At 73.7% G+C, this 18,668-nt stretch carries 19 protein-coding genes; 9 read left to right on the top strand and 10 right to left on the bottom strand.

All coding sequences use genetic code 11. The features are described from left to right. Positions 1-79: 79 nt before the first annotated feature. The 3 genes from ACFYU9_RS19455 to ACFYU9_RS19465 all read right to left on the bottom strand — a co-directional run bounded on the left by ACFYU9_RS19455 (position 80) and on the right by ACFYU9_RS19465 (position 2,429). Positions 80-763 (bottom strand): alpha/beta fold hydrolase, encoded by a 684-nt coding sequence (locus tag ACFYU9_RS19455; RefSeq protein ID WP_389345498.1) that lies wholly within the window; start codon positions 761-763, stop codon positions 80-82. Positions 764-848: 85 nt separating this feature from the next. Continuing rightward, positions 849-1,457 (bottom strand): phosphoribosylanthranilate isomerase, encoded by a 609-nt coding sequence (locus tag ACFYU9_RS19460; RefSeq protein ID WP_389345499.1) that lies wholly within the window; start codon positions 1,455-1,457, stop codon positions 849-851. 60 nt (positions 1,458-1,517) lie between these two features. Further along, the gene (locus ACFYU9_RS19465; protein ID WP_389345500.1) at positions 1,518-2,429 is read right to left on the bottom strand and encodes an RNA polymerase sigma-70 factor; all 912 of its coding nucleotides are present in this window, start codon (positions 2,427-2,429) and stop codon (positions 1,518-1,520) included. A gap of 271 nt (positions 2,430-2,700) precedes the next feature. On the opposite strand from ACFYU9_RS19465, the gene ACFYU9_RS19470 reads away from it, so the two are divergent. Beyond that, a complete protein-coding gene (locus ACFYU9_RS19470) occupies positions 2,701-3,186 on the top strand; it encodes a carboxymuconolactone decarboxylase family protein (protein ID WP_389345501.1) in 486 nt (161 codons plus the stop codon). Between the two features lie 42 nt (positions 3,187-3,228). On the opposite strand, the gene ACFYU9_RS19475 is transcribed toward ACFYU9_RS19470, so the two are convergent. Beyond that, positions 3,229-4,389, bottom strand: coding sequence for a hypothetical protein (locus ACFYU9_RS19475; RefSeq protein WP_389345502.1), 1,161 nt, complete (start codon positions 4,387-4,389; stop codon positions 3,229-3,231). 266 nt (positions 4,390-4,655) lie between these two features. Between ACFYU9_RS19475 and ACFYU9_RS19480 the strand changes: the two genes are divergently transcribed. The 3 genes from ACFYU9_RS19480 to lysA all read left to right on the top strand — a co-directional run bounded on the left by ACFYU9_RS19480 (position 4,656) and on the right by lysA (position 8,323). Continuing rightward, entirely contained in the window at positions 4,656-6,491 is a 1,836-nt protein-coding gene (locus ACFYU9_RS19480; protein ID WP_389345503.1) for an endonuclease/exonuclease/phosphatase family protein, read from the top strand. Positions 6,492-6,626: 135 nt separating this feature from the next. After that, positions 6,627-6,974 (top strand): SAV_915 family protein, encoded by a 348-nt coding sequence (locus ACFYU9_RS19485; RefSeq protein WP_389345504.1) that lies wholly within the window; start codon positions 6,627-6,629, stop codon positions 6,972-6,974. Between the two features lie 5 nt (positions 6,975-6,979). Further along, entirely contained in the window at positions 6,980-8,323 is a 1,344-nt protein-coding gene (gene lysA, locus ACFYU9_RS19490; protein WP_389345505.1) for a diaminopimelate decarboxylase, read from the top strand. 26 nt (positions 8,324-8,349) lie between these two features. Here the strand turns inward: lysA and ACFYU9_RS19495 are convergent, their stop codons facing one another. Continuing rightward, positions 8,350-9,396 (bottom strand): PhzF family phenazine biosynthesis protein, encoded by a 1,047-nt coding sequence (locus tag ACFYU9_RS19495; protein ID WP_389345506.1) that lies wholly within the window; start codon positions 9,394-9,396, stop codon positions 8,350-8,352. Then, entirely contained in the window at positions 9,393-10,076 is a 684-nt protein-coding gene (locus ACFYU9_RS19500) for an esterase/lipase family protein (RefSeq protein ID WP_389345507.1), read from the bottom strand. Before ACFYU9_RS19500 ends, ACFYU9_RS19495 begins: the two co-directional genes overlap by 4 nt. 210 nt (positions 10,077-10,286) lie before the next feature. Between ACFYU9_RS19500 and ACFYU9_RS19505 the strand changes: the two genes are divergently transcribed. Then, entirely contained in the window at positions 10,287-11,732 is a 1,446-nt protein-coding gene (locus ACFYU9_RS19505) for a glyceraldehyde-3-phosphate dehydrogenase (protein WP_389208052.1), read from the top strand. Positions 11,733-11,798: 66 nt separating this feature from the next. Here the strand turns inward: ACFYU9_RS19505 and ACFYU9_RS19510 are convergent, their stop codons facing one another. Together ACFYU9_RS19510 and ACFYU9_RS19515 are read right to left on the bottom strand one after the other, a co-directional pair. Next, positions 11,799-13,151, bottom strand: a complete 1,353-nt coding sequence (locus ACFYU9_RS19510) for an MFS transporter (protein WP_389345662.1) — start codon at positions 13,149-13,151, stop codon at positions 11,799-11,801. Between the two features lie 73 nt (positions 13,152-13,224). Further along, the gene (locus ACFYU9_RS19515) at positions 13,225-13,563 is read right to left on the bottom strand and encodes an ArsR/SmtB family transcription factor (RefSeq protein ID WP_389207419.1); all 339 of its coding nucleotides are present in this window, start codon (positions 13,561-13,563) and stop codon (positions 13,225-13,227) included. A 105-nt stretch (positions 13,564-13,668) separates the two neighbouring features. Between ACFYU9_RS19515 and ACFYU9_RS19520 the strand changes: the two genes are divergently transcribed. Beyond that, positions 13,669-14,124: a tellurite resistance TerB family protein gene (locus tag ACFYU9_RS19520; RefSeq protein ID WP_389208056.1), complete on the top strand. Its 456-nt coding sequence runs from the start codon at positions 13,669-13,671 to the stop codon at positions 14,122-14,124. A gap of 26 nt (positions 14,125-14,150) precedes the next feature. On the opposite strand, the gene ACFYU9_RS19525 is transcribed toward ACFYU9_RS19520, so the two are convergent. Both ACFYU9_RS19525 and ACFYU9_RS19530 read right to left on the bottom strand, forming a co-directional pair. Next, positions 14,151-15,161, bottom strand: a complete 1,011-nt coding sequence (locus ACFYU9_RS19525) for a M56 family metallopeptidase (protein ID WP_389207421.1) — start codon at positions 15,159-15,161, stop codon at positions 14,151-14,153. 5 nt (positions 15,162-15,166) lie between these two features. Further along, the gene (locus ACFYU9_RS19530; protein ID WP_389207423.1) at positions 15,167-15,595 is read right to left on the bottom strand and encodes a BlaI/MecI/CopY family transcriptional regulator; all 429 of its coding nucleotides are present in this window, start codon (positions 15,593-15,595) and stop codon (positions 15,167-15,169) included. Positions 15,596-15,738: 143 nt separating this feature from the next. Between ACFYU9_RS19530 and ACFYU9_RS19535 the strand changes: the two genes are divergently transcribed. From ACFYU9_RS19535 to ACFYU9_RS19545, 3 genes are all read left to right on the top strand, one after another. Then, on the top strand, positions 15,739-16,227 hold the full coding sequence (locus ACFYU9_RS19535; protein WP_389345508.1) for a hypothetical protein: 489 nt from the start codon (positions 15,739-15,741) through the stop codon (positions 16,225-16,227). Positions 16,228-16,343: 116 nt separating this feature from the next. After that, a complete protein-coding gene (locus tag ACFYU9_RS19540; protein WP_389345509.1) occupies positions 16,344-16,928 on the top strand; it encodes a TetR/AcrR family transcriptional regulator in 585 nt (194 codons plus the stop codon). A 586-nt stretch (positions 16,929-17,514) separates the two neighbouring features. Continuing rightward, the gene (locus ACFYU9_RS19545) at positions 17,515-18,666 is read left to right on the top strand and encodes an acyl-CoA dehydrogenase family protein (protein ID WP_389207428.1); all 1,152 of its coding nucleotides are present in this window, start codon (positions 17,515-17,517) and stop codon (positions 18,664-18,666) included. The last annotated feature ends 2 nt before the right edge of the window (positions 18,667-18,668 follow it).

Genomic DNA, 18,668 nt, shown 5'->3' on the forward strand with positions numbered 1-18,668 from the left:
ACCCTTCCGGAATCCCCTTCGTGCCCGGTGGCGCGTCGCGCCGCCGGGCACGAAGGGCGGATGGGATCCGCGGGCGCCGTTAGTCGGTCGCCGCCTCGGCGAGGACGCGGGCGAGTTCTCGGGGGCGGGTGGTCATCGGCCAGTGGCCCGAGTCGATGTCCACGTACTCCACGCGGGCGGCCCGTGCGAGCTCGGGGCTCTCGCCGGCGGCTATCCACTCCTTGGCCTGGGCGGGCGTGAACTCGGGGCAGACGAGCACGACGGGCACGTCGAAGCGGCGCTCGTCGGTCAGGCGCACCACGCCCGTGGCGACCGCCTCGGGGACGGGGAGCGCGGCGGCGGCGAGGCGGTCCCGGGTCTCCTGGTCGAGGTCGGCGGCGTCCGGTCCCTCGAAGGGGTCCCAGCCGGGGAAGGGCATGACGCCGTCCCGGCACGGGAAGAACGGTGCGTAGGCCCGGCCGTCGGGGGCGGGGAAGCCGCCGATCAGGACCGCCTTGGCCACCTTCTCCGGGCGCGCGTCGGCGGCCAGCCAGGCCAGGCTCGCCGCGGCCGAGTGGCCCACCACCACAATCTTGCCGTCGGCCGCGTCCACGGCGGCGAGCACGGCCGCGAGCTGGTCGTCGAGCGTCGCGGAGGCGGCGCCGTCCCCCTGGCCGGGCAGGGTGAGCGGCACGGGACGGTGGCCGAGCGCGGTGAGCTCGGGCACGACGTCGTCCCAGGCGGAGCCGTCGAGCCACAGGCCGGCGACGAGCAGGATGTCCACGGTCGATACCCCCGGAGCGAGTGCGGAACTGTCTTCTCCCGCGCACGCTATCGGGAGGGTCTGACAACGGCCTCCGCGAGCGCGGTCAGGCGGCGGCCTTCGCCGCGGCGACGAAGGCGCGGATCCGGTCGGGGTCCTTCACGCCCGGCGCCGACTCGACGCCGCTGGACACGTCGACGCCCCAGGGGCGGGCCTGCGCGATGGCCGCGGCGACGTTCTCGGGGGCGAGGCCGCCGGCGAGGAGCCAGGTCCCCTCGGGGCGGGCCGAGTCGAGCAGCGACAGGTCCCAGCGGGCGCCGGAGCCGGCGCGGGGCGAGTCGAGCAGCAGGACCTCCTCGCCGTGGGCGCCGACGCGGGTGTCGGGCCGCTCCTTGAGGGAGGTGGCCCGCCAGAGCCGCGGGAAGACGAGGGCGGCCGCCGCGAAGTCCTCGGCGCCGTAGTGGCCGCCGTGCAGCTGGAGGGCGCCGACGCCCAGTTCGCGGGCGAGCTCGGCGGCCCGCACGGCGGGAGTGTCGTTGACGACGAGGACGGACAGCACGCCGGCCGGGGCGTGCGCGGCGAGCCGCGCCGCGTGCTCCCGCTCCAGACCGCGGACGCTGGTCCCGCTGATCACCAGGCCGACCGCGTCGGCGCCGGCCTCGACGGCCACGTCGATGTCGGCGGTCGTGGCGAGCCCGCACACCTTCACGAACACTGTCTCTCCTCTGCACCCGGCGGCTCCACCGAGCCTACCGCCGGGGCCCGCCGGCCGGACTCAGCGGCCGAGGGGCGCCTCCTCGCCGATCCGGGACAGCTTCTCGGGGTTGCGCACCGCGTACAGGCCGGTGACCAGGCCGTCGTCGATGCGGATCGCCATGACGCTGTCGGGCTCGCCGTCGATGTCGACGACGAGCGCCGGGCAGCCGTTGATCCGGGCGGGCCGCAGGGTGGCGACGGCGGCGATCCGGGCGAGGACGGCGACCACGGCCTCGGCGCCGACGACGGGTTCGAGCGCGGCCCGCACGACTCCGCCGCCGTCGGTCAGCAGGACCACGTCGGGCGCGATGAGGTCGAACAGGCCCTGGAGGTCGCCGGTCTCGACGGCCTTCCGGAACGCGTCGAGGGCGCCCTGGGTCTGGGCCGGGGAGACCGTGCCGCGCGGGCGGCGCGCGGCGACGTGGGCGCGGGCCCGGTGGGCGATCTGGCGGACGGCGGCCGGGGTCTTGTCGACGGCCTCGGCGATCTCGTCGTAGTCGAGCCCGAACACCTCCCGCAGGACGAACACCGCGCGTTCGGTCGGCAAAAGGGTCTCCAGGACGAGGAGCATCGCCATGGAGACGCTGTCGGCGAGTTCGACGTCCTCGGCGACGTCGGGCGCGGTGAGCAGCGGCTCGGGCAGCCAGGGGCCGACGTAGGACTCCTTGCGGCGGGCGAGGGTGCGCAGCCGGGTGAGGGCGAGCCGGGTGGTGATCCTGACGAGGTACGCGCGCCGCTCGCGTACGGCGGCGAGGTCGACGCCCACCCACTTGAGCCAGGCCTCCTGCAGGACGTCCTCGGCGTCGGCGGCCGAGCCGAGCATCTCGTAGGCGACGGTGAACAGGAGGTTGCGGTGGGTGACGAAGGTGTCGGTCGCCTCGTCCGTACGGCCGCCGGGGCCGTCCTCGCGCGCGTGGTCCTCGTTCCTCACCGGTCGCTCCTGTCCGTGTCGGTCCTGCCCGTGCCGGTCGTGTCCGTGCCGGTCGTGTCCGTGCCGGTCGTGTCCGTGCCGGTCGTGTCCGTGCGCTGCTGTCGGTGCCACGCGCACAGGACGCCGCCGGGCGCCGCTTCGTGACACTCCGGAGCAGTGGCCCAGGTCACACGACGGGCCGTGTCACGGGATCGGGGGCGGCGGCGTCTCGTGACCGGACGGCGCGGAAGCCGCTGTCCGGAAGATTTCCGCCACAGGTGAGGACTTTGCGATGGAACCCCGTTTCAACATCATGGCCAACGAGGTCGGCGGCCGGTTCGGCAAGCGGTTCGGCAACGCGAGCCTGGTGATCACGCAGTCGGCGCTGCCGAAGCCCACGCAGGAGCTGGTGTCGGTGCGGATCAGCCAGATCAACGGCTGCGGCTTCTGCCTGGACCTGCACGTCAAGGACGCCGCGGCGGCCGGGGAGAGCCCGGTGCGGCTGGGGCTGGTGGCGGCGTGGCGCGAGTCCTCGGTGTTCACCGAGGCGGAGCGGGCCGCGCTCGCGCTGGCCGAGGAGGGCACCCGGCTCGCGGACGCGGGCACGGGCGTGTCCGACGAGACCTGGGCCGAGGTGCGCAAGCACTACGACGACGACCAGACGGCGGCCCTCGTGTCGCTGGTCGCCCAGGTCAACGCGGCCAACCGGCTGGGGGTGATCGCGCGGCAGCAGGGCGGCTCGTACGAGCCGGGGATGTTCGGCGAGCTGTCGAGCTGACCCGCCCGGGGCCGCGGCCCGAGCCGCGGCCCCGGCCGCCGGTCAGGCGCCCTCGGTCTCCTCGGAGCACTCCTCGCTGCGGCCCCCGGCCCGCCCCTCCGGACCCGGTCCGGGGTCCGCGTCGGGGCCGGGGCCGCCGTCCGGGTAGGCGTCGACGGCGTACGGATGCACGTACCGGTCCGTGCCGAACGGGGTGAACCAGCTGCCGGACCCGCCGGCCTGCCGGTGCGCCCGGTCCTCGTCGACCCGCTCCGCGAAACGCTCCAGGGCGGCGGTGACGGCCTCGTCGAGGAGGCCGTACAGGTCGAGGGCGATGCGCGCCTGTTCGAGCAGGAGGCGGGCGACCCATTCCTCGGCGGGGCAGCCGAGGCGGCGGAAACTGCCGTCGGTGAAGCGGGTGGTGAGGGCGACGGCGGTCACCAGGAAGCGGCGGGCGAAGAGTTCGTCGTAGCGGGCCGCGTGCCGGGCGGGCAGCCGGTCCAGGTGCCAGAGGTGCCCCTGGCAGGCGGCGACGTCGGTGTCCTCCTCGGCGAGGGCCTGCACGTCGTCGTAGAGCTCGTCGATGAGCACCTCGGCGGCGTGCACGAGGGCGCCGGCGGCGAGTGCGGCGGTCTCGGGGGCGGCGGCGAAGACGGCCGGGTCGAAGGCGCGCAGCCGGGGCGCCATGGCCCGCAGTTCGGCCTCGGGGTCGGGGTTCTCCTCGACGATGTCGTCGTCGGGGATCCAGCCGTCCCCGGCATTTCCGGCGCCAGGGACGCCGGGAGTGCCGGGGGCTCCGGCCGTGCCGGGGCGGGCGGCGTGCCGGGCCCGGCGGAGGGCGGGGTCGCTGGGCGGGGCGTCGGGCCCGTCGGCGGCGGCGAGGCTCTCCCGGGCGCGCTCGGCGTGGAGCCTGACCTCGCTGCTCACGACCAGCCAGCCAGCGAGCTGTTCGGCCCGGTCGAGGACCTCCTGGGTCACGGCGCCGACGGCCTCCTCGGCGGCCTCCAGGGTCGGCGCGGCGACGCTCACGGTGAGCACGGCGCCGCCGGGGTGGGCGCCGACGGCCATGTCGAAGACGTCCACCTCCACGCCGTCGGGTCCTTCGGCGCCGGCCACGGAGCCGAAGCCGCGTTCCAGGAGGACGGCGGCCCCGACCTGCCCGAGGTCGTCGAGCTCGGGGGCGCCGTCCGGTATGCACGTTTCCACGGTCACGACGTACGTCACGACGGCAAGCGTGCCAGGTCCGGCGGTGCGGTTCGGGGTGATCCCGGGAATCCGGGCGGGAACGGACCCCGCCTTCAGTGGTGGCAGGGACACGACATTTCGGCGAGACTGTGCGACGCGCGTAGAAGTGACACGCGTCGCACACCTTCCGGTTCCCCCGGCGACATCCTCCGCCACTACAACTGCCCTGCCGCCGCGGCGCGTTCCCCCAGACGCCCACCGCCCGGTCCGCGATCCGTCCGCAACCGCTCGCGAAAGGCACCCCCATGACCTCCCGTCATCCCTCCGGCACGTCCCGGCGCCGCCTCACCCTGTCGGCCGCCGTCGCCGTCACGGGCGCACTCACCGCCGGCGTGCTCGCCCTGCCCACCACCGCCAGCGCCGCGACCGTCTCCATCGCCGCCGTGCAGGGCACCAAGCGGATATCGCCTTACAACAACCAGAGCGTGAGCGTCACCGGCATCGTGACGGCGATCCGCTCCACCGGAACGTCTCGTGGATATTGGATCCAGGATCCGATCGGCGACGGCAACGCGGCCACCAGTGAGGCCCTGTTCGTCTACACCGGATCCACCACCCCCTCCACCAAGGTGGGCAACAGGATCACGGTCCGCGGCACGGTCTCCGAGTACTACCCCGGCGGCACGGCCGGCGGCGGCCAGTCCCTCACCGAGCTGACCTCCGCGTCGATCACCTCGACCCTCTCCACCGGCAACGCCCTCCCCGCCGCCTTCACCCTCGACGCCGCCTCGGTCCCCGACGCCTACGCGCCCGACGCCGCCGGCGGCTCGATCGAGAACCTCACCCTCGCTCCCGCCACCTACGCCCTCGACCTGTACGAGTCCCTGGAGGGCATGCGCGTCCAGGTCACCGACGCCCGCGTCGTCGGCGCCTCGAACAGCTACAACGAGCTCTTCGTGACCGCCGACCCGAACGAGCACGCGACCCCGCGCGGCGGCACCGGCTACGGCTCGTACGCCTCCCAGAACGGCGGCCGGGTCAAGGTCGAGTCGCTGCTCTCCACCGCCTTCCCCGTCGCCGACGTCGGCGACGTGCTCTCCGGTACCACCGCCGGCCCGCTCGACTACGACGACTTCGGCGGCTACGGCATCCAGGCCACCACCCTCGGCTCCCTCACCGACAACGTCCTCGCCCCGGAGACCACCCGGGCGCAGAACGCGAACGAGCTGGCCGTCGCCACGTACAACGTGCAGAACCTCGACCCGACCGACCCGCAGGCCAAGTTCGACCGCCTGGCCGCAGGCATCGTCCGCAACCTCGCCTCGCCCGACGTCGTGGCCCTGGAGGAGGTCCAGGACAACAACGGCGCCACCGACAACGGCGTCGTCGCCGCGGACCAGACCTACGCCAAGCTGATCGCCGCCGTCCAGGCGGCCGGCGGCCCCGCCTACGCCTACCGCCAGATCAAACCGGTCGACGACCAGGACGGCGGCGAGCCCGGCGGCAACATCCGCGTCGGCTTCCTCTACAACCCGGCCCGGGTCGGTTTCACCGACCGCCCCGGCGGCACCTCCACCACCGCCGTCTCCGTCGTCGGCAACGGCGGCACCGCGGCCCTGTCCGTCTCCCCCGGCCGGATCAACCCGTCCCACTCGGCCTGGAACGCCAGCCGCAAGCCGCTCGTCGGCGAGTTCACCTTCCAGGGCAAGACGGTCTTCGTGGTCGCCGACCACTTCACCTCCAAGGGCGGCGACCAGCCCCTCTACGCCCGCGACCAGCCGCCGGCCCGCTCCTCGGAGACCCAGCGCGGCCAGCAGGCCGACCAGGTGAACGCGTTCGTCAAGCAGGTGCTCGCCGTGCAGCCGTCCGCCCGGGTGGTCGTCGTCGGCGACCTCAACGACTTCGAGTTCTCGAACACGGTCACCAAGCTGACCGCCGGCGGCGTCCTCACCCCGCTCATCAACAGCCTGCCGGCCGCCGAGCGCTACACGTACGTGTACCAGGGCAACTCCCAGGCCCTCGACCACATCCTCACCAGCCCGGCGCTGACCTCGTACGACTACGACATCGTCCACGTCAACAGCGAGTTCGCCGACCAGGCCAGCGACCACGACCCGCAGGTCGTCCGCCTCGTTCCCTGACCGGACGAATATCGTCAAGACGCCGTCAGGGGCCCGTCAGGACGGGTCCCCGACGGGCGGGGCACGGGCATAGCTTCGGGAGCGGAGCCCCGGCGCGAACGGCGCCGGGGCGCACGTTCCCGGGGAGGCACCACCATGACCCACACCCTGTACGGAGACGATCCCGAGCCCTGCGAACAGGTCCCGGCCGGACGGCTCTGCGTGCCCGTCCGGCCGGTCGCCCACGGCTGCGCGGCCCGGCTCTTCCGCACCCCGCCCGGCGTCCGCACGGCGGTCGCGTTCACCACGCCCGCGCGGCTACGGGCCGTCCTCGGCGCCGACCAGCCGTGGACGGCGCTCGCCGAACCCGCCCTGCGGGCCCTGGTCCGGCCCCTCGGCGTCGAGACGCTGACCGTCGACCCGACGCTCACGGCGCCCGGCCCGAGGCACCTCGGCCCGCCTTCCGGACAGCCCCTTCGGCCGCTGCCCGTCGCGGCCCGGTGAACGCGATGACCGTCACCGCCCTGCCGCCGTTCACCGCTCCCCGCCCCGCCGACGGCCCCGCGTCCGTCTGGCCCGCCTCCACCGTCGAACGCCCCCACGGGCGGCTCGAAGTGGGCGGGGTCGCGCTCGACGAGATCGCCGAAGGCCACGGCACGCCCGTCTACGTCCTGGACGAGGACGAGGTGCGCGCCCGCTGCCGCGCCTACCGCGACGCCTTCCCGGAGGCCGACGTCCACTACGCCGCCAAGGCGTTCCTGTGCCGCGCCCTCGCCCACTGGGTCGACGAGGAGGGCCTGGGCCTCGACGTGTGCTCCGCGGGCGAGCTGGAACTCGCCGTCACCACCGGCTTCCCGGCCGAGCGGATCCTGCTGCACGGCAACGCCAAGTCCCCCGACGACCTGCGGACCGCCCTCCGGCTCGGCGTCGGCCGGATCGTCATCGACAGCCCGGCCGAGATCGCCCGGATCGCCGCCGCCGTCGGCCCGGGCGACGAGCAGAAGGTGATGCTGCGGGTCACGCCCGGCATCAGCGCCGGCGGCCACGCCAAGATCCGCACCGGCTCCGACGACCAGAAGTTCGGGCTCTCCCTGCGCGACGGCCACGCCCAGCACGCCGTCGCCCGCGTCCTCGGCCAGCCGCGGCTGCGGCTCACCGGCCTGCACTGCCACCTCGGCTCGCAGATCACCGACGTCAAGCCCTACCTGGTGGCGGTGCGCCGGCTCGTCGGCCTGATGGCCAGGACCCGCGACGCGCACGGCGTCGTGCTGCCCGAGCTGGACCTCGGCGGCGGCCACGGCATCCCCTACCGCCCCGGCGACCCCGCCCTCGACCTCCCGGCCCTGGCCCGCCGCGTCCGCGCCGAACTCGTCGAGAGCTGCGCCCACGCCGGACTGCCCGTCCCCCGCCTCATCGTCGAACCCGGCCGGGCGATCACCGGCCCCGCCGGAATCGCCGTCTACCGCGTCCTCGCCGTGAAGACCACGCCCGAGCGCGTCTTCGTCGCCGTCGACGGCGGCATGAGCGACAACCCGCGGCCCGCGCTGTACGGGGTCCGGTACGCGCCCCGGCTCATCGGACGCCGGTCCGGCGCGGCCCCGATGCGGGCGACCGTGGTCGGCCGGCACTGCGAGGCCGGTGACGTCCTCGCCGAGGACGTCCCGCTGCCCGCCGACGTCCACCCGGGCGACCTGCTCGCCCTTCCGGCGGCCGGCGCCTACCACCTGTCGATGGCCTCCTCGTACAACCTCGTGGGCCGCCCGCCGGTGGTGGCGGTGTCCGGCGGGAACAGCCGGCTGCTGGTGCGCAGGGAGACGCTGGAGGACCTGCGGGCACGGGACGTCGGCCTCTGAGGCAGGCCCGCCGGTGCGTCAGTCGGTCAGTCAGCCCGGCAACCCGTCAGCCAGTCCGTCGGTCCGTCGGTCCGTCGGTCCGTCAGGATCTCGGCCGTGCCGCCCAGTTCGACGGTGCGGCCGGGGCCGGTGGTGGCCGTGATGGTGGCGGGACTGCCGAGCGAGTCGCCCATGTCGACGGAGACGGCCGTGATGCCGCGGCCGGCCAGGTGGGCGGCGAGGCAGGCGGTGCTGTTGGCGTTGGCGATGTCCTCGGGGACGCCGATCGACGGGGCGAACATCCGGGCGGCGAGCCGGCCTCCGGGCGTGGGCGCGGAGTGGACGTACGCGCCGAGGAGGCCGAGACGGTCGCAGGCGGCGCGGAGGCGGTCGAGGTCGGGGGTGAGGGCGGCGAGGGCGGTGCGGGTGGGGACGGGGACCAGGATGCGTGCGCGGCCGACGCCCGCGACTCGGATATCGGATCCGAGATCCCATGTACGGGATCTGGTATCCCGGATATTGGATCCAGCATCGCGGATATTGGATCCAGCATCACCCGCGCCGGATCCGAAATCCTGGGCACTGGATCCGATATCCCGCACCCGGGAGCCACCATCCCGCACATCGGATCCGATATCCCCCGGCCTGAGGCCAAGGGCCGCCAGGACCAGCGCACACTCCTCCTCCGTCGCGCCCCTCAAGGTGACGGGGCCGGGATCGAAGGCGGCCGCGATCCGCTCGCCGTGGTGCTCGGCACGGCCCGTGAAGACGCGCCCGCCGGCCCGGAGCGTGACCCGGCCGGGCGCGAGGACGGCGAGCGCGGCGACCGTGCCGTGGCCGCAGGCGGGAAGTTCGCCCGCCGAGGTGAAGAAGCGCAGGTCGGTGAGGTCGCCGGCGCGGCGGACGAAGACGGCGTGCGAGGTGCCGGCGGCGCCGGGTACCCGGCGCCGCTGCGCGTCGGTCAGCGGCGGCCCGTCCTCCAGGACGACGGCCGTCGGGCTGCCGCCCGTACCGTCCCCGCCACCCGTACCGTCGCCACCGCCGCCGTCCCGCAGGCAGGCGCGGACGACCGTCACCCGGTGGCCGGCGGTCACGCCAGTGCCGCCAGGACGCCCCGCGCGACCCCGTCGTCCGTGAGCAGCGCGTTGTGCTTGAGGCAGCCGGCCGGGCGGTTGTCGGCGCCGGTGAGCGGCACGCTGTCGTCGGGGTTGATCACCTCGTCGCAGTTCGACCAGAAGGTGGTGTACGCGACGGGGCCGGGGGTCTCGTCGCCCTCGGCGAGGCGGTTCTGCACCCAGCTGCCGGGGCTCATGTCGCGGCAGGCCTGGTCCCACAGGGCGCAGGCCCAGGCGACGCTCGTGCCGTGGTTGGGTCCGGCGAGGGAGATCCAGTGGGCGACGGTGGCGGTGCCGCCGCCGTACTTCACGTACCAGCGGGTGGGCAGGCTGCCGTAGGAGTGGGCGACGATGTCGACGCGGTCGGCTCCGGTGCGGCGGCGCACGTCGTCCACGTACGCGGCGAAGCGGCCGGCGAGCACCTCGTTGACGGACTGGTGGGTGTCGTAGCCCCAGCGGAAGATCTCGCCGTCGGCGTACCCGGCGGCCCGGAGCCTGGCGTCGAGACTGCCCCACACCCCCGGGTCGGCGTTGTAGCCGTGGACGAGGATGACGGGCCGGTGGCCGGCGGCGGCCCGCGCGGGCGCGGCCTGGGGCCCGGCGAGCAGGGCGACCAGCGCGGCCGACAGGGCGAGGAGAGAGCTGACGGAGCGGCGCATCGACGGGCCTCCAGGGCGGCCGGTGTGGGGTGGCCCGGTGGTCGGCCACGGGGATTGACGGGGTGTCAGGCGCTCGACCCCGGGATGTTACCGCCGGGAACCTTCACGTCACACCCCCGTGTCCAGGACCACACGGGACCCCCCTGCCGCACATCGGAGAGGACGGGTTAGCATTTGAGCACTGCCTAGCTCGATCGAGAGATGCTTTCTGTGACTGTCAACGAGGACTCGTTCACAAACTGGAAGAACCGCGAGGAGATCGCGGAGTCCATGATTCCGATCATCGGGAAGCTGCACCGGGAGCAGGACGTCACCGTCCTCCTGCACAGCCGCTCCCTGGTGAACAAGTCGGTGGTGAGCATTCTCAAGACCCACCGATTCGCCCGCCAGATCGACGGCGAGGAGCTGTCGGTCACCGAGACGATGCCGTTCCTGCAGGCGCTCACCACCCTCGACCTGGGCCCCTCCCAGATCGACATCGGCATGCTGGCCGCCGACTTCAAGACGGACGACCGCGGTCTGTCGGTCGCGGACTTCACCGCCCAGGCCGTCGCGGGTGCCACCGGCGCCAACAAGATCGAGCGCGGCGAGGGCCGTGACGTCGTCCTGTACGGCTTCGGCCGCATCGGCCGGCTCGTCGCCCGCCTGCTCATCGAGAAGGCCGGCTCCGGCAACGGCCTGCGCCTGCGCGCCATCGTCGTCCGCGGTGGCGGCGAGGCGGACCTGGTGAAGCGCGCCTCGCTGCTGCGCCGCGACTCGATCCACGGCCAGTTCCAGGGCACGATCACGGTCGACGAGGCGAACAGCACGATCATCGCCAACGGCAACGCGATCCGCGTGATCTACGCGAACGACCCGTCCGAGGTCGACTACACGGCGTACGGCATCAAGGACGCCATCCTGATCGACAACACCGGCAAGTGGCGTGACCGCGAGGGCCTGTCGAAGCACCTGCGTCCGGGCATCGACAAGGTCGTCCTGACCGCCCCGGGCAAGGGCGACGTCCCGAACATCGTGCACGGCGTCAACCACGACACGATCAAGCCGGACGAGCGCGTCCTGTCCTGCGCCTCCTGCACCACCAACGCGATCGTCCCGCCGCTCAAGGCCATGGACGACGAGTACGGCGTGCTGCGCGGTCACGTGGAGACCGTCCACTCGTTCACGAACGACCAGAACCTGCTGGACAACTACCACAAGGCCGACCGCCGCGGCCGTTCCGCGCCGCTCAACATGGTCATCACGGAGACGGGTGCCGCCTCCGCCGTGGCCAAGGCGCTGCCCGACCTGAAGGCGCCGATCACCGGCTCCTCGATCCGCGTCCCCGTCCCGGACGTCTCGATAGCGATCCTGAGCCTGCGCCTGGGCCGCGAGACCACCCGCGACGAGGTCCTCGAGTACCTCCGCGACGTCTCGCTGCACTCGCCGCTGAAGCGTCAGATCGACTTCACGACGGCCCCCGACGCGGTCTCCATGGACTTCGTCGGCTCGCGTCACGCGTCGATCGTCGACGCCGGCGCGACCAAGGTCGACGGCGACAACGCGATCCTGTACCTGTGGTACGACAACGAGTTCGGCTACTCGTGCCAGGTCATCCGGGTCGTCCAGCACGTCTCGGGCGTCGAGTACCCGACCTACCCGGCGCCGGCGGTCTGATCCGTCCGGAGCTCGAAGCGTCGACCGTGACGGCGGTGGGGCATTGCCCCACCGCCGTCCGGCGTTTCAGGCGGCCTCGGGCCACCGGTGGTGCAGCGCGTCGATGTGGAAGACGTGCGCGTGCGCGTGCGAGCCCGGCGCCCCGGCGCCGGCGAGGTGCGGATGGCCGGCGGGCAGCTCGGGGTGGCTGTGCGGCAGCGCCTCCGGGTCGGTACGGGGCCACAGCCGGGCGGCGGCGAGCGCGGCCACCAGCGCGAGAGCGCCGAGGACCGCGGCCGGGAGCACCGGTCCGGCGCCGCGCGAGACGAGCCGTCCGGCCAGCGGATACGTGAGCAGCCAGCAGGCGTGCGAGAGGGAGAAGCGGGCGGCGAAGGCGGCCGGGAGGTCCGCCGGGTCGGCCGAGCGGCGCAGCAGCCGGCCGCTCGGCGTGAGCACGGCCGAGGTCGCCGCCCCGGCGAGCGTCCACGCGCCGAGCAGCCCGGCCCACGCCACGGCGCCGCGCCCCAGGGTGAGCGCGAGGGCGAGCGCGCCGAGCACGGCGGGCAGGGCGAGGGCGCCGGTCAGCATGACGCGCCGCTCGTCGAGCCGGTCGAGCAGCCGGGGCAGCAGGAGCGCGACGGCCATCGAGCCCGCGCCGTACGCGCCGAGCGCGAGCGGCACGTCACCCGCCGGCCGGCCGAGCGTGACCCGGACCAGGGTGACGGTGCCGACGAGGACGAGGGCCCCGGCGGAGGCCACCGCGAGGTCGAGGGCGAGCAGGGCGCGCAGCCGCGGCGTGGCGAGCATCAGCCGGGCGCCGAGCAGCACCCGGGAGCCGCGCCGCTCCGCGCGCGCGGGGCCGGCGGGAGCGGACTTCGGCAGGCGCAGGGTGAGGACGAGCAGCGCGGAGGCGAGGAATCCGGCGGAGGTGCCGGTGAACAGCCAGGGGTACGGGACGACGGCGAGGAGCGCGGCGGCGAGGGTCGGTGAGGCGAGGCTCTCCAGGTCGTAGGCGAGCCGGGAGAGCGAGAGGGCCTCGGTGTAGGCGCGTTCGCCGCTCAGCACGTCGGGGACGGTGGCCTGGAAGGCGGGGGTGAAGGTGGCCGAGGCGGCCTGGAGAAGCAGCACGAGCCCGTAGATCTGCCAGACCTCGGTGACGAAGGGCAGCGAGAGGGCGATGCCCGCGCGCAGCAGGTCGAGCGAGACGAGCAGGGTGCGCCGGGGCAGCCGGGCGGCGAGGACGCCGGCGAGCGGGGCGAAGGCCACGTAGGCGGCCATCTTGAGCGCGAGGGCGGTGCCGAGGACGGCGGAGGCGTCGGCGCCCGCGAGGTCGTAGGCGAGCAGGGACAGCGCGACGGTGGCGAGGCCCGTGCCGACCAGGGCGACGGCCTGGGCCGTGAACAGGCGCCGGAAGGCGGGGGTGCGCAGCACGGAGAGCACGGTTCCACCGTAGCGGAAGCGTGCATGGGTGCGCACATGTTGACGGGATGGGGCCGGAGGCCGGGGCGGACGCTCAGTCGTGCCAGGGCTCGCCGCTCACCTCGTGGTCGGCGCGGCTGATCGCCTCGACGACCAGCCGCTTGAGGTGGCCGTCGGGCATCGCGTACACGACCCGCCGGCCGTCCTTGCGGGACTGGACGAGGCCGCCGATCCGCAGCTTCGCCAGATGCTGGCTGACCGCGGGGCGGGCGGCGCCGCACGCCTCGGTCAGGGCGGTCACGTCGGCCTCCCCCTTGGTGAGCAGCCACACGAGCTGGAGGCGGGTGGGGTCGGCGAGCAGCGCGAAGACGGCGGCGGCGGCCGCGAGTTCACGGGCCCCGGGGGTCCGCTCGTGGGTCTGGGGTTCCGGCACCTCCTCATCGTAGGCAGCCGTGCGGAATGCCGGGGAACTCCCCGGCACCCTGCTACGTTCTACAGTCACGTAGAAATTGATCGACGACGTCAGGAGTACATGGACATGGCCCTGTGGGACCGCATCAAGGAATCCGCGGCATCGATGCAGACCCAGCTGCTCGCGACGAAGAACGACCTGAAGAGCGGCGCGTTCCGCGATGCCAGCATGGCGATGTGCGCGCTCGTGGCCGCGGCGGACGGCACCGTCGACGCCTCCGAGCGCCGCCGGGTCGCCCAGCTCATCGCGACGAACGAGGTGTTGCAGAACTTCGACGCGACGGATCTGCAGCGCCGCTTCGACGCCAACCTGGACAAGCTGGCCGCCGACTTCGACTTCGGGAAGGTCAGCGTCCTCCAGGAGATCGCCAAGGCGAAGAAGAAGCCGGCCGAGGCCCGCGCGGTCGTCCAGATCGGCATCGTCATCGGCGGCGCCGACGGCGACTTCGACAAGACCGAGCAGGCCGTGGTGCGGGAGGCGTGCTTCGCGCTCGACCTGCCGCCGCACGAGTTCGACCTGTAGGCCCTCCCCGCAGGCGGGCCTCGCCACTACACCAGGGGTGTGGCGGAATGCAGGACGAGGACGAGCGTGACGGCCGAGTTCGCCGACGAGAGCGCCGACACCGTCGCGCCCGCCGCCGCGACCCACACCGCGAGGCCCGCCGCGGTGGACAGCGGCGGCCAGGCGACGCCGGGTTCGGCGGGCTCGGGGCCGAGCAGGGCGGCGACCCGGCGCGGCACCGGGCCCGCTCCCGCGCCCGCTCCCCTGCGCGAGATCCCTCCGGTGATCTGCGGGAGGGTGGCGGCGACCGGTACGGGCGCGGAGATCAGCGCCGCGCGGCCGATCGCGCGGGCGACCGTGCGGCGGTTGCCGACGGCGGCGGCCGCCTCCTCGTCGGCCCACCGCTCGGCGGTGTAGGCGACGGCGGTGCACAGCGGGCGCAGAAAGGGATTGGCTCGGGCTGCCAGTCGCACCGCGAGCAGATGGCGGTGGTGGCGGCCGGTCAGATGGGCCCGCTCGTGCGCGAAGAGCGCCCGCCGTTCGGCCGGGCCGAGCGCGGCGAGCATCCCGGTGCTGACCACCACCCGGCCGCGGCGGTCACCGTTGCCGCCGGAGCGGCCCGGCCGGCGCCGGCCGGGCAGGGCGTAGGCGTACGGGGCGGGGTCGGGCAGCACCGCGACCGCCCGTCCGCCCGGCAGCCCGGCGAGGGCCCGCTCGGCACGGCGGCGCACCCGCAGGTGGCGGGCGACGGCGTGCAGACAGGCGAGCACGACGGCGCCGAGGGCCGGGATGGCGGCGCGCCCGGCGATCTCGTCGTACGGCACGGCGGCCCGCACCTCCGGGTCGGACCAGCCGTCGGGCAGCGGGTTGCCGGGCAGCTGGGCGGTGCCGACGACCATGAGCAGGGCCAGGCAGAGGGTGCTGCAGAGCGCGAGCACGACGGCGAAGCCCGTGAGCAGCCGGGTGGCGGCGCGCGGGTGCAACCGGTGCTCGGCGAGCCGGGCGACGGGCCAGGCGCTGAGCGGGAGCAGCAGCGGAAGGAAGACGAAGACCCCCATGGCCGCTAGTCTCCGCCCTCCCCGGTGTCGTCCGTTCTCACTTCGGCCTCGTCGGCGAGGAGTTCACGCAGCAGTCGCTCGTCGTTGGGTGTCAGGGCGGTGACGAAGCTGGCGAGGACGGCCTTGCGGTCGGCCTCGGCGTCGAGGACCTTGCGCATGCGCAGGGCGGCGAGTCCGGCCTCGTCGGCGACGGCGGTCCAGACGAAGGAGCGGCCGGCGCGCTCGCGGGCGACGGCGCCCTTGGTGTGCAGCCGGGTGAGGATGGTGATCACGGTCGTGTAGGCGAGGTCGCCGCCGAGGCCCTCCTGGACCCAGACGACGGGCACGGGGCCTGGCGCGTTCCTCAGCACGGCGAGCACCTGGGCCTCCAGTTCGCCCTGGCCGCGCCTGCGCGGGGCGGACTCCGTCCCGCCCGAGCCGCTTCGATCCGTCACGCCGCCGTCCTCTCCCGTCCGGCCCCCATCGTACTCACCGGTCCACCCCCGGAGCCGTGACTGAGCAAGCGCTTGGTTGCGGCGCTCACAGGTGCGCTGCGAGACTGGCGGCCTCATGCCCGACGCTCGTCAGGAGGAGCGCAGTGTCAGAGCGCGAAGTGTCAGAGCGGGAAGCACCGGAGCGGGAAGCACCGGAGCGCCTGGGGCCGGAGCGGGGAGCACCGGAGCGCCTGGGGCCGGACTCCGGCGCCCGCCCCGCCGCCGGCCTGAAGGTCGGTCAGGTGCTGCGCGAGCGCCGGACCATCACGGACGCGGACGTCGCCGCCTTCGCCGAGCTCACCGGGGACCAGGGCCGGCACCATCTGCCCGACCAGGGGCGGGCGATGGCGCACGGGCTGCTCACCGCCTCGCTCGCCACGAAGATCGGCGGACGGCTCGACTTCATCGCGCGCCGCATGGTCTGGGAGTTCCTGCGCCCGGTGTGGGTGGGCGACACGATCACCGCCGAGGTGACGGTGCGCGCGATGAGCGAGGTCCACGCCGGGACGGGCCTGGAGCTCGACGTCGAGATCAGCAACCAGGACGGCAAGCCGGTACTGCGGGGCGAGAGCACCGGCATCGTCCGGCACTGAGCCACAGCCGGCGCCGCGAGGGGCAGTCGGGGTCGGCGATGACGACCCGTTTTTCGGCCGACGGGGGCGGCTTGACGAACCACTAGAGGTTTCGGCACCGAATGGTACCGTTCCGTATGGCCACGAACGCGAGAGAACGACTCCTCCGCGCAGCGGAGCGTCTCTTCTACGAAGAAGGCATCCGGGCCGTCGGCATCGAGCGCATCCTGTCCGAGTCCGGAGTGGGCCGCGCCTCCTTCTACCGGCACTTCCCCAGCAAGGACGACGTGGTCGTCGAGGTGCTGCGGCGCCGCGACAGCATGTGGCGGGCCTGGCTGGACGGCCGGATCGAGGCGAGCGAGCGCACCCCCGAGGAGCTCCCGCTCGCCCTCTTCGACGGACTCGCCGAGCGCTTCGCCGCCGCGGACTTCCGTGGCTGCGCCTTCATCAACACGATGGTCGAGACGGCCGATCCGGAGAGCCCGGCCCACGATGTGGCCGCCGAGCACAAGGAGAAGGTCATCGCCCGCCTCGACAGCCTCCTGACCGACGCCGGCTACCGCGACCACGAGACGCTCGCCCGCCAGCTCGCACTGCTCGGCGACGGCGCCATGGTCACGGCGCTGCGCGAGGGCACCACGGAGCCGGCCGTGCGCGCCCGCGCGGTGGCGGCGGTGCTGCTGCGCTGCGCCGAACGCGACCCGGTGCCGGCCGACGCCTGAAGCCGCCCGGTGCGGGGCAGGCTCGGCAGCAGGTGGACGCCGCGCGACACGACACGGGTCGCCGAGTCGGAGGCACGCAAGGAAGCGATGGCCGTCGCCGCGGCCCCGTCGAGTGGCTGGCGTGATGCGCACGAGGCGCTGCCCCGGTCCCCCTGCGGGCGGGTACGCCGTGCCGTGAGGGAACGGCACCCGGTCCCGGCCCCGTAACGGCGGCACGCCCGGGGCCGTGCCGTGACCGGCCCCGGCGTGCGCCTCCCGCGCCTGGCGACGGGACGTACGGGTCATACGGCTCGTACCGGCCGCGGACTCGTCGGCCCGCACGGACCGCGGGGCTCTTCGGCTCGTACGGCCGACCCCGCGTCGCCCGTCCGCCGCGCGAGCGGCGCCGTGTCGTCGTGCCGCCGCGCCACCGTGTAGCGCCGCCACCCGGTCACCCCAGCCGCCCCGGTCTGACATCCGTCAGGCTGGGGCGTTTCGCTGCGCGGACACCCAGCTACTAGCATCATGGCACTGAGTGTGTTTTGCTGAGGGTACTCAGTGCCAAACGCCACAACTGCCACAAGCATTGCTAGGGGAGCCCCAGACCATGGCCAAGGACTTCGACCTGTATCGCCTGTCGGAGGAGCACGAGATGCTCCGGGAGACGGTCCGCTCGCTGGCGGAGGCGAAGATCACGCCGTTCGCCGCCGCGGTGGACGAGGAGGCCCGGTTCCCGCAGGAGGCGCTGGACGCGCTCGTGGCGGCCGACCTGCACGCCGTGCACGTGCCCGAGACCTACGGCGGCGCCGGCGCCGACGCGCTCGCGACCGTGCTCGTGATCGAGGAGGTCGCCCGCGCCTGCGTCTCCTCCTCCCTCATCCCGGCCGTCAACAAGCTCGGCTCGCTGCCGGTCATGCTGTCCGGCTCGGAGGAGCTGAAGCACAAGTACCTCGGCCCGCTCGCCAAGGGCGACGCGATGTTCTCCTACTGCCTGTCCGAGCCCGACGCGGGCTCCGACGCGGCCGGCATGAAGACCCGCGCCGTGCGCGACGGCGACTACTGGGTGCTCAACGGCGTGAAGCGCTGGATCACCAACGCCGGTGTGTCGGAGTACTACACGGTCATGGCCGTCACCGACCCCGAGAAGCGCTCCAAGGGCATCTCCGCGTTCGTCGTCGAGAAGTCCGACGAGGGCGTGTCCTTCGGCGCCCCGGAGAAGAAGCTCGGCATCAAGGGCTCTCCGACCCGCGAGGTCTACCTCGACAACGTCCGCATCCCCGCCGACCGCATGATCGGCGAGGAGGGCACCGGCTTCGCCACCGCGATGAAGACGCTCGACCACACCCGCATCACCATCGCCGCCCAGGCCCTCGGTGTCGCGCAGGGCGCCCTCGACTACGCCAAGGGCTACGTCCAGGAGCGCAAGCAGTTCGGCAAGCCGATCGCCGACTTCCAGGGCGTGCAGTTCATGCTCGCCGACATGGCCATGAAGCTCGAGGCCGCGCGCCAGCTCACCTACGCCGCCGCCGCCAAGTCCGAGCGCGTCGACGGCGACCTGACGTTCTTCGGCGCCGCCGCCAAGTGCTTCGCCTCCGACGTCGCCATGGAGGTCACCACCGACGCCGTCCAGCTCCTCGGCGGCTACGGCTACACCCGTGACTACCCGGTCGAGCGCATGATGCGCGATGCCAAGATCACCCAGATCTACGAGGGCACCAACCAGGTCCAGCGCATCGTCATGGCCCGCAACCTCCCGTAACC

The organism is Streptomyces sp. NPDC004327, from assembly GCF_042873935.1.
Taxonomy (GTDB): domain Bacteria; phylum Actinomycetota; class Actinomycetes; order Streptomycetales; family Streptomycetaceae; genus Streptomyces.

Bases quoted from the DNA above. Each gene is read 5' to 3' on its own strand.
- ACFYU9_RS19470 (WP_389345501.1), top strand. From the start codon at position 2,701: ATGGAACCCCGTTTCAACATCATGGCCAACGAGGTCGGCGGCCGGTTC.
- ACFYU9_RS19480 (WP_389345503.1), top strand. From the start codon at position 4,656: ATGACCTCCCGTCATCCCTCCGGCACGTCCCGGCGCCGCCTCACCCTG.
- ACFYU9_RS19485 (WP_389345504.1), top strand. From the start codon at position 6,627: ATGACCCACACCCTGTACGGAGACGATCCCGAGCCCTGCGAACAGGTC.
- lysA (WP_389345505.1), top strand. From the start codon at position 6,980: ATGACCGTCACCGCCCTGCCGCCGTTCACCGCTCCCCGCCCCGCCGAC.
- ACFYU9_RS19500 (WP_389345507.1), bottom strand. From the start codon at position 10,076: ATGCGCCGCTCCGTCAGCTCTCTCCTCGCCCTGTCGGCCGCGCTGGTC.
- ACFYU9_RS19520 (WP_389208056.1), top strand. From the start codon at position 13,669: ATGGCCCTGTGGGACCGCATCAAGGAATCCGCGGCATCGATGCAGACC.
- ACFYU9_RS19525 (WP_389207421.1), bottom strand. From the start codon at position 15,161: ATGGGGGTCTTCGTCTTCCTTCCGCTGCTGCTCCCGCTCAGCGCCTGG.
- ACFYU9_RS19540 (WP_389345509.1), top strand. From the start codon at position 16,344: ATGGCCACGAACGCGAGAGAACGACTCCTCCGCGCAGCGGAGCGTCTC.
- ACFYU9_RS19545 (WP_389207428.1), top strand. From the start codon at position 17,515: ATGGCCAAGGACTTCGACCTGTATCGCCTGTCGGAGGAGCACGAGATG.